At 68.3% G+C, this 12,311-nt stretch carries 13 protein-coding genes; 4 read left to right on the top strand and 9 right to left on the bottom strand.

Annotation, left to right across the window (positions count from 1 at the left end):
- Window positions 1–79 precede the first annotated feature (79 nt).
- From F4Y45_18405 to F4Y45_18395, 3 genes are read right to left on the bottom strand one after another with little or no spacing between them, the layout of a single operon-like run.
- Window positions 80–757, bottom strand: a complete 678-nt coding sequence (locus F4Y45_18405) for an ATP-dependent acyl-CoA ligase (GenBank protein MXY26479.1) — start codon at window positions 755–757, stop codon at window positions 80–82.
- A complete protein-coding gene (locus F4Y45_18400) occupies window positions 538–1,716 on the bottom strand; it encodes an AMP-binding protein (protein ID MXY26478.1) in 1,179 nt (392 codons plus the stop codon). Before F4Y45_18400 ends, F4Y45_18405 begins: the two co-directional genes overlap by 220 nt.
- Window positions 1,644–2,585 (bottom strand): hypothetical protein, encoded by a 942-nt coding sequence (locus F4Y45_18395; GenBank protein MXY26477.1) that lies wholly within the window; start codon window positions 2,583–2,585, stop codon window positions 1,644–1,646. Before F4Y45_18395 ends, F4Y45_18400 begins: the two co-directional genes overlap by 73 nt.
- A gap of 137 nt (window positions 2,586–2,722) precedes the next feature.
- On the opposite strand from F4Y45_18395, the gene F4Y45_18390 reads away from it, so the two are divergent.
- Both F4Y45_18390 and F4Y45_18385 read left to right on the top strand, forming a co-directional pair.
- Window positions 2,723–3,706: a hypothetical protein gene (locus F4Y45_18390; protein MXY26476.1), complete on the top strand. Its 984-nt coding sequence runs from the start codon at window positions 2,723–2,725 to the stop codon at window positions 3,704–3,706.
- 47 nt (window positions 3,707–3,753) lie between these two features.
- Complete coding sequence (locus tag F4Y45_18385) at window positions 3,754–4,809, top strand: hypothetical protein (protein ID MXY26475.1); 1,056 nt, start codon at window positions 3,754–3,756, stop codon at window positions 4,807–4,809.
- 37 nt (window positions 4,810–4,846) lie between these two features.
- Here the strand turns inward: F4Y45_18385 and F4Y45_18380 are convergent, their stop codons facing one another.
- Window positions 4,847–5,263, bottom strand: coding sequence for a hypothetical protein (locus F4Y45_18380; protein MXY26474.1), 417 nt, complete (start codon window positions 5,261–5,263; stop codon window positions 4,847–4,849).
- Window positions 5,264–5,377: 114 nt separating this feature from the next.
- Here F4Y45_18380 and F4Y45_18375 point away from each other — a divergent pair, with 114 nt between their 5' ends.
- Window positions 5,378–5,935, top strand: coding sequence for a hypothetical protein (locus F4Y45_18375; GenBank protein ID MXY26473.1), 558 nt, complete (start codon window positions 5,378–5,380; stop codon window positions 5,933–5,935).
- Between the two features lie 127 nt (window positions 5,936–6,062).
- Here F4Y45_18375 and F4Y45_18370 read toward each other — a convergent pair whose 3' ends face one another.
- From F4Y45_18370 to F4Y45_18350, 5 genes are all read right to left on the bottom strand, one after another.
- Window positions 6,063–6,479 carry a type II toxin-antitoxin system VapC family toxin gene (locus F4Y45_18370; GenBank protein ID MXY26472.1) on the bottom strand — a complete coding sequence of 139 codons (417 nt, stop codon included), beginning with the start codon at window positions 6,477–6,479 and terminating at the stop codon, window positions 6,063–6,065.
- Entirely contained in the window at window positions 6,476–6,736 is a 261-nt protein-coding gene (locus F4Y45_18365; protein MXY26471.1) for a type II toxin-antitoxin system prevent-host-death family antitoxin, read from the bottom strand. The genes F4Y45_18370 and F4Y45_18365 overlap by 4 nt, the downstream gene beginning before the upstream one ends.
- Before the next feature lie 153 nt (window positions 6,737–6,889).
- Window positions 6,890–7,915, bottom strand: coding sequence for a hypothetical protein (locus tag F4Y45_18360; protein ID MXY26470.1), 1,026 nt, complete (start codon window positions 7,913–7,915; stop codon window positions 6,890–6,892).
- 47 nt (window positions 7,916–7,962) lie between these two features.
- Window positions 7,963–8,841, bottom strand: a complete 879-nt coding sequence (locus tag F4Y45_18355) for a hypothetical protein (protein MXY26469.1) — start codon at window positions 8,839–8,841, stop codon at window positions 7,963–7,965.
- Between the two features lie 13 nt (window positions 8,842–8,854).
- Complete coding sequence (locus F4Y45_18350; protein MXY26468.1) at window positions 8,855–10,159, bottom strand: hypothetical protein; 1,305 nt, start codon at window positions 10,157–10,159, stop codon at window positions 8,855–8,857.
- A gap of 178 nt (window positions 10,160–10,337) precedes the next feature.
- On the opposite strand from F4Y45_18350, the gene htpG reads away from it, so the two are divergent.
- On the top strand, window positions 10,338–12,290 hold the full coding sequence (gene htpG / locus F4Y45_18345) for a molecular chaperone HtpG (protein ID MXY26467.1): 1,953 nt from the start codon (window positions 10,338–10,340) through the stop codon (window positions 12,288–12,290).
- Window positions 12,291–12,311: the final 21 nt, after the last annotated feature.

Genomic DNA, 12,311 nt, shown 5'->3' with positions numbered 1-12,311 from the left:
CGGTGCGAACCCGCCACGGTCCGCTCCCGCATCTTCGCGCACCCGCACCGTGGATGCAACCCGCCGGCCGCTCATCCGCTCAGGCCGGAGGCGCCGATCCGACCTCAGCCCGGAGGACGTGCTTCTGCACCTTGCCGACCGCGGTTCGCGGAAGCTCCGCCCGGAACCGCACGAACTGCGGGACGCGGAAGCCGGCGAGGCGCTGGCGGCACCAGTCGATCACCGCTTCCTCTGTCAATCCGGCCGCGGGCGGCTTCCCCGCCCCGCTTCGCGGCACGACGACGGCGAGAATGGCTTCGTCGCGCATCTCGTCGGGCACGCCGATGACGGCGCAGTCGAAGACGTCGGCATGCTCGCGGATTACCGCCTCCACCTCGCTCGCGGCGACGTTCTCTCCCGACCGCTTGATCATGTCCTTGGCGCGGTCGACAAAATGGTAGTAGCCGTCGGCGTCTTGCCGTGCGTTGTCGCCGCTCCACAGCCAGCCGTCCCGGATGGTCTCGGCCGTGGCGTCCGGATTCCGGTAGTAGCCCTTCATCAGCGACACGCCCGGCTCGCCGCGCACGACGATCTGTCCAATCTCGCCACGAGCGACGGGACGGCCGCCCTCGTCAACGAGTCGGGTCGCGTAACCGGGGCCGGCAGCCCCATGGACTGGTTGCGCCGCTCGCCGTCGAGCGGGTTGATGAGCGGCGGCCCCATCGTTTCGGTCATCCCCCAGAGCTGCAGCAGCGGCGCGCGGAACCGCTGGTCCCACTCCGCGAGCTGAGCCGGCGTCACGCTCTGCGCGAAGATCACGACGCGCAGGTCGTTCACGGCATGCTCCGGCCGCCGCGGCTGGACCAGCAGCATGCGGATCGGCGCCGCGAACAGGCTGGAGACCGTGCACCGGTGGGCAATCGCCTGATCGAAGTAGCGGCTCGCGCTGAACCGCGCCATGAGCGCCATGCTGGCGCCGGTTACCAGCGCGCTCATCGTCGAGTAGTACTGGGCGTTGCCGTGAAACAGCGGCAGGACGACCAGGTGGCGGTCGGCGGCGGTCAGCCGGACCGCGCGCGCCACCGTCTCGCCGGCGCAGAGGTAGTTGGCGTGCGTGACGAGCACGCCCTTGGGACGCGCCGTCGTCCCGGACGTATAGAGGATGGCGGCCTCGTCCGTGGGCGAGGGCGCCGGCCCCTCGGGCGCCGTCTCGGGACACTCCGCCGCGAGCCGGCCGAAGTCGACCGCGGGTGACGGGGCTCCGGCCCCGCAGATAGCCACTTCTTCCACGCGCGGACACCGCTCCCGCACCTGCCGGGCGACGTCCGCCTGGTCAGCCTGCGTGAAGATCAGCCGGCTCTCGGAGTGGACCACCAGGTACTCCAGCTCCGAGACCGACGACGCCGTGTTGACGGGGACGATGACGGCGCCGAGCTTGGCGGCGCCGAACCAGAGGTACAGGAACTCCAGGCAGTTGGACAGGAGCAGCGTGACCGTGTCGCCCCGGCCGATACCCAGGCGCGCCAGGAGGTGCGCGGCCCGGTTCGCCTCCCGGTCGAATTCGCGGTAGGTCCGGGTCGTGACCCGCCCGTCCAGGCCGTCGAAGATGACGAAGGGCGCGGCCGGCGTCGTTCGCGCGCGGCCTTCAAGGAGCGCCCGAAGCGTCAGCGTCCCTCCGCCTCCCGCGACCGCTCCGCCAGGAGGATGTTGGTCATTGCGTAGTTCCCCTCGTGGCAGGCGTACTCATAGATGATGTAGTCGGGCATGCGCGGCATGTGCCGCATCGCCGTCCACGGCCGCGTGTAGACCGAATCGTCCTCGATCGAGAACGTGTGCTCGATGGTGTCGTTGTCGAGGCGGCGGAACCGTTCCACCGCCACCGTCTCGGGAGACGACGGAAACCGGTGCTGCGTCTGCGAGCTGAAATTGCGGGTCTCGACAACCAGCGTGTCGCCCTCCCAGCGGCCGCGCGAATCACCGTTCCACTGCCGAATGGAATCCGTCAGGGCGGGCCGGCCATCGATGGGGATGATCCGGACGTCGTGGATGTTCTCCACCCGAATCGCCACATGGGTCGGCGTCTGCACGATGTGGTACGTGTTGTTGTAGCCGGTCGATACCGGCGGCACGCCGTGATAGGTGATGCAGCGATCCCAGTTGCTCCGGTCGAGCCAGGAGTCCGCCGGATGCTCGCGGCTGTAGGCGCGCGCCGCCTCCTGCTTGGCGGTGGTTTCCGGCCGGACCGGCAGGCGCCCGTCGGCCGGGTCGGTGATGAGCGATGTCCGCAGGTCGGGGCTGACCCGGCCCCGGTCGAACCAGAGGGCGTTGTAGGACCCGACGCTACCCGGGGGCGGCTCGCGATCCTGCGTCACCTCGATGTTCCGCTGCGCCGCTTCCTCCGGCGTGTAGTGCTCCCGCTCTCCCATGCTCGCGGGCCGCTGCAGGGGAGTCAATGACGCGTAGGACCAGGTCCCCTCGAGGTCGGGATCACCCCACGGCGTCCGGAATTCCTGGGCCGCCGCCGGCGCCGCCACAAAGAGGGCGAGCAGCACCGCCAGCGCCGTCACGACCGACCGACCGCAGCAATCATCGCTTCGTGCGCCCATGGTGATCCTTCCTCCCGGTTGAGCCGTCCGCCTGCGGCTACGATACCGCTCGCCGGTAGGCGGCGCAAGAACGGGCGCCGGCCAGTGCACGGGACGCGCCGGATCGCAGTATCATCAGCCCGAAAGCGAGGTTCACCATGTTCCGACTGATCCTCCGGCTCACGGCCGCGGCGGCGGTGGCGGCAATCGCGGCGACTGGCGCGGCAACCCCGGCAGCCGCGCAGAACGGCAACGGCGACTGGGATCCGCCCCGGCTCGCCGACGGCCAGCCCGATCTGAACGGCACCTGGAACAACGTCGGCTCCGCACACATCCCGCTCGAGTTGCCCGACGCGCTGGCCGGCCGCGAGGTGAGCCAGGAAGACATCGAGGCCCTGGTGCAGGAGCGGTCCGACCAGCGCAAGTCAGTCACGTGGCAGGGTCACGAGAACAGCCGCGGAGTCGGCGCCTACGCCAACTACTGGTTCGACTGGTTCTGGAAGGAGCCGTCCGGCATTGATGCGCCGGCCCTGCTGATCGAGCCGGCCAGCGGCAAGATGCCGGCGATGACGGAGAAGGCCCAGGCGAGCGTGGCATGGCACCGCGAGCACCTGCACGATTCGTACTCGACGATGGAGACCGGTGACCGCTGCCTGTCGCGCGGCACCTACGGCATCATGATGCCGACCGCGTACAACAACGGCAAGATGTTCTTCCACACACCGAACCACGTCGTCATCCTGAGCGAGATGATCCACAACGCGCGGGTCATTCCGATCGACGCCGGCCCGCCCGCCGACTCGGCGATCCGGCTCTGGAACGGCGACCCGCGCGCCCGCTGGGAAGACAACACGCTGGTCGTCGAATCGCGAAACTTCAAGGTGGTCGAGAACCAGCGCGGACCCGGATCGCGCGCCCCGCAGACGGAGGCGCGGCATGTCGTCGAACGGTTCACGCTGCTCGACAACGACACCCTTCGCTACGAGCTGCGGGTCGACGATCCCGAGACCTACACGGCGCCCTGGACCGTGGCGTTCAACTACAAGCGGGACAACGAGTACCTGCAGTACGAGTACGCCTGTCACGAGGGCAACTACGCCGTACCGAACTCGCTGAGCGGCCAGCGCGCGCAGGAACGCTAGGCCGCCGGCAAGCACGATCAGGAACAAGCAGAAACGAGGGAACAACCATGATGGAGACAGCGAGACGTATCGGAATCGTCGCGGCCCTGGCGGTGATCGTCGCCGTGAGCGCCTTGGGTGACCTGAGCGGCCAGACCTATCCCAATCCGTACCGAATGGTCGACGGTTGGGCGACGCTTCCGGACGGCCGGGCAATCGGAGCGGTCGGAGACGCGACGGTCGACAACGACGGCCGGCACATCTGGGCCATCCTGCGCTGTGACGCCGGCCCGGAGCGTTTCGGCTACGAATGCCTCGACTCCGACCTCGATCCGGTCGTCAAGTTCCGGCCCGACGGGACGGTGGCGGAGAGCTTCGGCGGCGGGATGTTCATCTGGCCGCACGGCATTGACATCGATCCGGACGGTAACGTCTGGGTGACCGACTCGGTGGCCGCGGCGCGGACGCCGGAGGGCGGCGACCGTGGCCACATCGTGGTCAAGTTCAGCTCGACCGGCGAGAGGCTGATGACCCTCGGCACCCCCGGCGAAGCGGGCGGCGGACGCGACCACTTCAATGCGCCGTCCGATGTCGTGGTGGCGGACGACGGCAGCATCTTCGTCGCCGACGGACACCAGAACGACGGCAACAACCGCGTCGTGAAGTTCGCGCCCGACGGCACGTACATCAAGGAATGGGGCCAGACCGGATACGGGCCGAGCGAGTTCCGGACGCTGCACGCGATCGCCCTCGACAACGACGGACGCGTCTTCACAGCCGACCGGTCGAACAACCGTATTCAGATCTTCGACCAGGAGGGCGAGTTCATCGCCCAGTGGCTGCAGTTCGGCCGGCCGAGCGGGATTTCGTTCGACGCGCACGGGCGCATCTACGTCGCGGACTCCGAGTCCGACGACCTGCAGAACCCCGGTTTCGAGATGGGCATCCGGATCGGCGACGTGGAGACCGGCTGGGTGAACGAGTTCGTCCTGTTCCCGTGGGGCGACCCGCGCGACCCGGCCGGCAACGGCGCCGAGTTCGTCGCGGTCGACGCCGAGGGGAACCTCTACGGCGGCGAGCCGCGTCCCCGCATGCTGCGGAAGTACGTGCGCGTGATGCCCTGACGCGTGGCGGGCGGCGGAGCGAAGTACTAGCGGTCCGCTAGTCGCACGGGAACGCGCCACGCAGGGCGGTCAGGACAATCGTGGTGTCGGCGGTGCGGCGCACCTCCGGGTGCTCGTGCAGGTAGTTGACGACTACCCACACCGCCTGCGCCGCCGTCGTGTCCGGGGGGAGGCAGACGGCGCCCGGCATCAACCGGTTCGCCGATTCCGCCACCCCGCGCACCAGGCCGGCGCAGTAGCCCATTCCGAACGGGTCGATCTCGAAAGTCTCCTGGCGTCCGGCGCCGGTTCGCCCGAGGAACTCGAAGTAGAGGGTGCAGTCCTCGGCCAGCTCCTCGCCGGAGCCCTGCCGGCCCTGCGCCGCGCGCCCGAGGTCCGTCGGCCGCGTGGCCAGCAGCACGAAGATCGCAACGAGCCCGAGCCAGCGGATCACGCCCGCGCGTCGAAACGCCATCCCCCTCCCCTTCCGGCGTCGGCCGCGTTACCGCAGTATAGACGCCGGCAGTCCCTATACGGCCTGCTAGATTAGAATAGCCGCGACCGGCCTTTTCCGGAGGAGGATCAAGACATGGGACGCTACCTGCTCATCGCCATCGCCGCGCTGCTCGCGGCGCCCGCTACGTCAAACGCGCAATCGGACGCCGACGTGATCGCCAAGGCCACGGTCGCCGCCCCCCAACGGCTCGCCGAACAGGCGGGCGTCGTGCGCTGGGACGCCAACGGTAACCGGGTCGTCGTCCGCGAGAGCCAGAACGGCCTGGTCTGCTGGGACCGCTCGGACGTACCGGGAACGGCTGACTTCGCCGTGCAATGCTCCGCCGAGGGGAATCTGCCCCGGTTCGAGCAGAACCGGCAGTTTGCGCTCGAGGCGGGGGACGACGCCGATGCCCGTCGCGCCATGATGGCCGAGGCGGAGGCCAACGGCACCCGCGTGCTGGCGGAGTTCGGAACCGTCTGGTACTCGGTGAGCGGCCGCGATCAGGCGAGCGCGAACGCCCACATCACGATTGCGGTGCCGAACGCCACGGCGGACTCGCTCGGGCTCCCGGCGGAGCGGCGCGCGGACATGGTCTGGATCATGGAGGCGGGCACGACGGCCGCCCATCTGATGGTCCCCGGACGGTAGCCGCGACGCGACGGCGGGGAGGATTGTTCAACGGCCCGGCCCTCCACGAGGGTCGGGCCGTTGTCGTGTACGCGAAGGCACCTGCTCCAAGCCACCCTCACCTCGCTCCGGGAGCCGTATGCTCCGGTCACGCCACCGATATACCCAGGACCTCGGCCCCCGCCGCTCGCGCCGCGACCGCGAGCTGCCGGTCGAGCGTGGCCAGCGGGCGACGCTCCCGCAGGGCCAGTTCCAGGTACATCGCGTCGTAAACCGACAGTCGATGCGCGCGCGTGAGGGCGAGAACGGGGACACTGTCGGGCAGGCCGTCAAGGCGTATCGCGAGTGCATCCAGCGCCGCCAGCGCCACTTCCGTGCCGTAGAGACTCATTCGACCGCGGCGTTCGGCCCGGATCAGGGCGTTCCTCACCTCGGCCCACCAGACCGCGGCGGCGACGGCGCCTTGCTGCTGCACCAACTCGAGCACTGCCAGAGTTGCGGTGGACTCTTCGTCCCCCAGAACCCAAGCGACGGTTATCGAACAATCGACGACGGGTCCGTTCATCTGCGCCCCTCGTCGCGTAGCTCCAGGATTTCTTCAACCGTCGCGCCGCCGAAGCGGGCTCGCAGAGCGCGGAGGGCATCACCCGCATCCCGGGCTCTGCGGCGGTCGTCGGCCGCTCGCCGCTCCCGATCATCGACCGGAACCAGACGCGCGACGGGACTGCCGCGCTTGGTAATAGTCACCGTCTCGCCGGCGGCGACATCGTCGAGCAGGCCCGACAGATGCGTCTTCGCCTCGAATGCGCCGACCTCTCGCATGACAGCCTCCTGCCACCCACCGAAACGGGGGTGTTTAACCAACTAGATGCCAAACTAGTTTATCAGATCGGGGCCGTCAGCATCGCTCCCGAGCGACGGAGGATTGCCTCGACGGCACGTCCGACGGAACAGGCTGGCGTCGTCTCCCTCAGCCTACGGTTCCGCCTCTTCCACGCGGGCGCCCGCCAGCGCGTTGGGAACCGAGTAGTTCCCCTCGTGGCAGGCGTACTCGAACTGGAGGTAGTTGTCGTCCCGGTCGTAGGGGAAGGACGCCGTCCACGGCCCGGTGTAGGTCTCCGGATCATCCATGGTCACGGAGTACCGGAGGGCATCCGGGCCGACAATCGTGATCCGCTCGACGATCCGCTGCGCCTCGGACTGGCGTGAGCGCGTCCCCGCCGTCGGGCCCCGCATGTTCCGCACCGCGCGGAAATTGGTCGACTCGATGACCAGCGTGTTCCCTTCCCAGCGGCCGCGCGGATCGCCTTCCCACTGCCGAATGCCGTCATCCACGTGCGGGGTGTCGTCGATCGGGATGATCCGCGCGTTGTGAATCATCTCGCTGTGGAAGACGACATAGCCCGGCGGCTGCAGGATCAGCGTGCCGTTGTTGTACTCGGTCGGCATCATCATGCCGAGCACGCCGCGCGAGATGCAGCGGTCGCCGGTTTCCATGTTGGCGTAGGAGTCGTGCAACTGCGCCATGTTCAGCGCAATCCGCTCCCGCGCATCCGCCGTCCGCTCCGGAACGCGTCCGTTCGGCGGGTCGACAATGATGGACGCCTGGCCGATGTCGGTCGGCTCGTCGAAGTACCAGTCGAACCAGTAGAGGCCATAGCCGCCGACGCCGCCCCGGTTGTTCTCGTGGCCGCGCCACTCGCTCCGCTCGATCCGGCCGCTGCCCCGCTCCGACGCCCGCTCGCGCAGCTCGTCGGTGGTGATGTCGTCGCGGCCCGCCAGCTCCTCGGGCAGCTCGAGCGGCGTGAACATGGCGCGCGTGTTGTTCCACATCCCCTGGATGTTCGGCTGGCCATCGGCCAGGCGCTCGGGCTCCCAGCCGTCCGGCGCGCCCTGGGCGCCCGCGGGCGCCGCGAATCCGAAAATCATCAGCGCCAGGGCGGCGCAGGCCACGCTACCCGCGCCCGCCGTCATCCCTTGCCGTCCCGTATACCGGTGCATCACGTCGTCTCCTTCACTGCTGCCCGTGACGTCGCCATTTCCGGCCATCACCGCACGGTGACCGTGACGTCAAACGGCGTGGCGTTGATGGAATCGTCTCCGTGGACGCGCAGCAGATGCGTTCCCGGCTCCGAGAAGCGAACCGTGGTGGTCGCTTCCCCGCCGCGTCCCCCTTCGATCGAAATCACCCTGGGATCGAAGGTCACTTCGCCCGGACCGCGATAGTGGATCCACGTAACGGCCAGGCCGGTCTCCCCCGCGTCGAAGGCATTCACCACGGCCTGGTTCATCGGATGCGCGAGCTGCCGGCGCCGCTCCCGGGCCGCCCGCTGCTCGTCGTTCGCTGGCGCCGGACGCGGTCCGGGAATTCCGTCGTCGCTCACGTCCACCGTGATCGTCAGCGGCTCGCCCACCGCCACCCGCAACTCGGCGCCGCCCCGGACCGCGATCTCCGGACGCTGATTGTCCGCCGGCGCGCCCTGGATCCCCATGCCGCGGTTCGCCTTGACCACGCCGTCGTCGATCTCCCAGCTCGGCCAGAGCGACCCGAACGCCTGCTCCGTTTTGCCCTGAACGGTCAGGTTCCAGATCAGGTCCTGCTCGCCCCAGTCGGCCGGCACCTGCACCCGGAAGACGAACTGCTGGCGGCGGGGGTAGAAGCGGGTCGGCTGGCCGCGGTCGGCGGGACCCGGTTCGAACCGGTTGTCCGGGCCGACCGGGACGTCCGGCATCTCCTCGTAGTTGCGGTTCATGTACCCGAACACCATCGTGTAGGTACCGTCCGGGTTCCGCTCCCAACCCTCGAAGACCGGCGCCACGGTCTGGCCCCGGTCGTACCGCATCTGCGCGCCGGCGGTAACGGGCACGGCGAGCAGCAGTCCCGCAACCGCCGCCACCGGCGCGGCCGTAAGTCTCAGCAGCCGCATCGTCCCGCCTCCGTCAATTGTCGTTGTTGTTGGCGGCGGCGGCCTTCCGCTCCTCGACCGCGGCGGCGTACTCGTCGTCATCCAGCTCGTAGTAGCTGGTCCACGTGAAGCTCATGTCGTCGCTCGACCGCTGGCCGAACCCCGCCCAGTTCCGCGAGTCGGGATTCCACCGGTTGGCGCGCGAGTTGTCGTGCCAGGTGATGGTGTGCATCATCGTGCCCGCCGGCAGCAGCGGCTGCACATCGTCAGCGTAGTTGTAGACGATGTGCCAGCCGAAGTCCCAGTTGGCGCAACTGAGCATCTCGGTCTGACCGGTCGGATAGATCGCCTCGATGCACTGCCGCTTGCCCCGGTTGTGCAGATGCGGCTGGAATCCGGTCAGCCGGACGTTGTTCTCGAAGCGGTGGTAGCTGTCGTGCCGGATGTCCTCTTCCCCCGAGGGGATGTCGAGGTCGTAGTTCTGCGCGAGCGCGCGGGAGAACAGCTCGTGCTCCGGCTCCTCCCCCTCCGGATAGAAGGTGAGGCCGACACTGGTCCGGTCCGTCCGCTCCTCGCCGATCGAGGCGTAGTGCATGTTGAAACGGATGACCGATCCCGCCTTCACCAGGCGGCCCGTGCCGGGCGGGAAAATGTCGCCGTTCTTTCCCTGGGCATATTCGTTCAGGAAGTCCCCCTCGTCGGCATCCTCCGACTCCTGCAGCCGCGTCACCGCGTGGTGCACGACCGGGAAGCCCTCGGCCGACGGCTTCGTCTCGACGGCGCTGATCCAGCGGTCCTCGGTCAGGCCCGAATCCGAGAAGAGGTCGCCCCACCAGTTGGCGCCGTCCGCCGGTACGACGAACGGCTCCGGGATCGGCACGATCCAGTCGGGCTCTCCGATATGCCAGATGTCGCGGTCGGCGAACTCGCGCGGCGGCGGCGCGTCGGCCGGGTTGCCGCGCGGCGCGCCCGCGTCGACCCAACTGGCGATCGTGGCAATCTGATCGTCGTTGAGCGACCGGTCGTACTTGAAGCCCTGCACGCCAATCGTCTTGTCGATGAACCACGGGGGCATGGCGCGGGTCGTCACCTTCTCGCGGATGGACCGCGCCCAGGGACGGGTCTCCTCGTAGGTCATCAGCGACATCGGGGCGATGGCGCCCTCCCGGTGGCAGGTCTGGCAGGAATCCTGCAGGATCGGGAGCACGTCCTTCGTGAAGGTGATGTCCGAATCGGCCTGTGCGGCGGCGCTGACGGGCAGGGCGGCCGACAGGGCGAACAAGGCAGCAACGGCGACGCCGAACGGTCCGGCCGAACGGATTCTCGCGTGGGCTCTCATGGGGCCTTGCCTCCTGAATCAACAGCCGATCTAGGTAACTTTGCGCCGATCACGCAGCGTTGTCAATGGGGCGGTCGCGCGCCCTTGCGGGCGCGTTGGAAGTTCCGCTGTCGCGCAACTTCTGCCGTGATAGATTGTCGGATTGGTCCGATGGGCAGGGCTGAACAGGAGTACTACCGTGCCGGAGATTGACGCCGCCAAGACCACTCACGCCTTCCAGGCCGAGGCAAGACAGCTTCTCGACCTGATGGTTCATTCGCTTTATTCCAACAAGGAGATCTTCCTCCGCGAGTTGATCTCGAACGCTTCGGACGCCTGCGACAAGCTCCGTTTCGAGGCGTTGACAGACCCGGCTCTCCTCGGATCCGACGACGAGCTCGTGATCGAGGTGACGATCGACGCCGGGGACCGCACGATTACCGTCTCGGACAACGGGATCGGCATGTCGCGCGAGGAGGTGATCGACAATATCGGGACGATCGCCCGCTCCGGCACACGCGAGTTCGTCCAGCAGCTCACCGGCGATCAGGCGCACGACGCGCAGCTCATCGGCCAGTTCGGCGTCGGCTTCTATTCGTCGTTCATCGTGGCCGACTGGGTGACGCTGACGACGCGCCGGGCCGGGTCTTCCGAGGAAGAGGCGGCCGTGCGCTGGGAGAGCTCCGGCGAGGGTGACTACACGCTGGAAGCCGCCTCGAGGGCGGCGTGCGGCACGGACGTGACCCTGCACCTGCGGGAGGGTGAGGACGAGCTGCTCGACGCGGCGCACCTGCAGTCCATCGTCCTGAAGTACTCCAACCACATCAGCATCCCGATCCGGATGCCGAAGGCGCGGCCGGCCGGAAAACCGCTCGACACCGGCGACACCGACGTGGCCGAGCAGGTAAACACCGCCTCGGCCCTCTGGACGCGGCCGAAGTCGGAGATCACGGCGGAGCAGTACGACGAGTTCTACCAGTCGATCGCGCACGACATCGAAGCGCCGCTCGCGCACACCCATGTCCACATCGAGGGGCGGCAGGACTACACGCTGCTGCTCTATGTCCCGCGGCACGCGCCGTTCGACCTCTGGGACCGCGAGCGACGCCATGGCGTCAAGCTGTACGTGCGCCGGGTGTTCATCATGGACGGCGCCAAGGAGCTGCTGCCCGGCTACCTCCGGTTCATTCGGGGCGTGATCGACTCGAACGACCTGCCCCTCAACGTCTCGCGCGAGATCCTGCAGCACTCGAGCGACGTCGAGGCCATCCGGAACACGGCGGTCAAACGGACGCTGGCGCGCCTCGAGGAACTGGCCGACAAGCAGCCGGAGACCTACAGGACCGTCTGGGCGGAGTTCGGCCGCGTCCTGAAGGAAGGGATCGGCGAGGACTCGGGCAATCAGGATCGGATCGCCCCGCTGCTCCGCTTCGCGTCGACGCATACCGACACGCCGGAGCAGTCGGTCTCGCTCGCCGACTACGTGGGCCGGATGCGGGACGGCCAGAAGGCGATCTACTACGTGACGGCCGACAGCTTCGACGCGGCGCGCCAGAGCCCACACCTCGAAGTGTTCCGGAAGAAGGACGTCGAAGTGCTGCTGCTGCACGACCGGGTGGACGAATGGGTGGTCGCGCACCTCCCGCAGTTCGACGACAAGCCGCTGCAGTCGGTGGCGCAGGGCGACCTCGACCTGGGCGAGCTGGCCGAAACCGACGAGGAGACGCAGCCGCAGGAACCGACGGACACGGACCTCAAGCCGCTGACGGAACGGATGCAGCAGGCGCTCGGCGACCGCGCGTCGGGCGTCCGCCTGACGCATCGGCTGACCGAGTCCCCCGCCTGCCTGGTGAGCGACGCGCCCGGCCTCAGCGCCAATCTCCAGCGGATACTCCAGGCGTCAGGGCAGACGGTGCCGAACATCCCGCTGGTTCTGGAGATCAACCCGACGCATCCCATCGTGACTCGCCTCAAGGACGAGACCGACGACGATCGCTTTCGCGACTGGAGCCACGTTCTGTTCGACCAGTCGATGCTGGCGGAAGGCGGTCACCTGGCGGACCCCGCGACGTTCGTCAAGCGGCTGAATCGGCTGCTGCTCGAGATGGCGGGCGAGGGAAAGCCCCGGCTCTGGACACCCCCCGGCAGTTAGTCAGGCGTCGACAGGAGCGAC

The organism is Acidobacteriota bacterium (assembly GCA_009838525.1).
Taxonomy (GTDB): Bacteria; Acidobacteriota; Vicinamibacteria; order Vicinamibacterales; family UBA8438; genus VXRJ01.
Note: the sequence above shows the minus strand (reverse complement) of the source record. Positions and strands in the feature narration are given on the sequence as shown.

Bases quoted from the DNA above. Each gene is read 5' to 3' on its own strand.
- F4Y45_18390 (MXY26476.1), top strand. From the start codon at position 2,723: ATGTTCCGACTGATCCTCCGGCTCACGGCCGCGGCGGCGGTGGCGGCA.
- F4Y45_18385 (MXY26475.1), top strand. From the start codon at position 3,754: ATGATGGAGACAGCGAGACGTATCGGAATCGTCGCGGCCCTGGCGGTG.
- F4Y45_18370 (MXY26472.1), bottom strand. From the start codon at position 6,479: ATGAACGGACCCGTCGTCGATTGTTCGATAACCGTCGCTTGGGTTCTG.
- F4Y45_18365 (MXY26471.1), bottom strand. From the start codon at position 6,736: ATGCGAGAGGTCGGCGCATTCGAGGCGAAGACGCATCTGTCGGGCCTG.
- F4Y45_18360 (MXY26470.1), bottom strand. From the start codon at position 7,915: ATGCACCGGTATACGGGACGGCAAGGGATGACGGCGGGCGCGGGTAGC.
- F4Y45_18355 (MXY26469.1), bottom strand. From the start codon at position 8,841: ATGCGGCTGCTGAGACTTACGGCCGCGCCGGTGGCGGCGGTTGCGGGA.
- F4Y45_18375 (MXY26473.1), top strand. From the start codon at position 5,378: ATGGGACGCTACCTGCTCATCGCCATCGCCGCGCTGCTCGCGGCGCCC.
- F4Y45_18350 (MXY26468.1), bottom strand. From the start codon at position 10,159: ATGAGAGCCCACGCGAGAATCCGTTCGGCCGGACCGTTCGGCGTCGCC.
- F4Y45_18380 (MXY26474.1), bottom strand. From the start codon at position 5,263: ATGGCGTTTCGACGCGCGGGCGTGATCCGCTGGCTCGGGCTCGTTGCG.
- F4Y45_18395 (MXY26477.1), bottom strand. From the start codon at position 2,585: ATGGGCGCACGAAGCGATGATTGCTGCGGTCGGTCGGTCGTGACGGCG.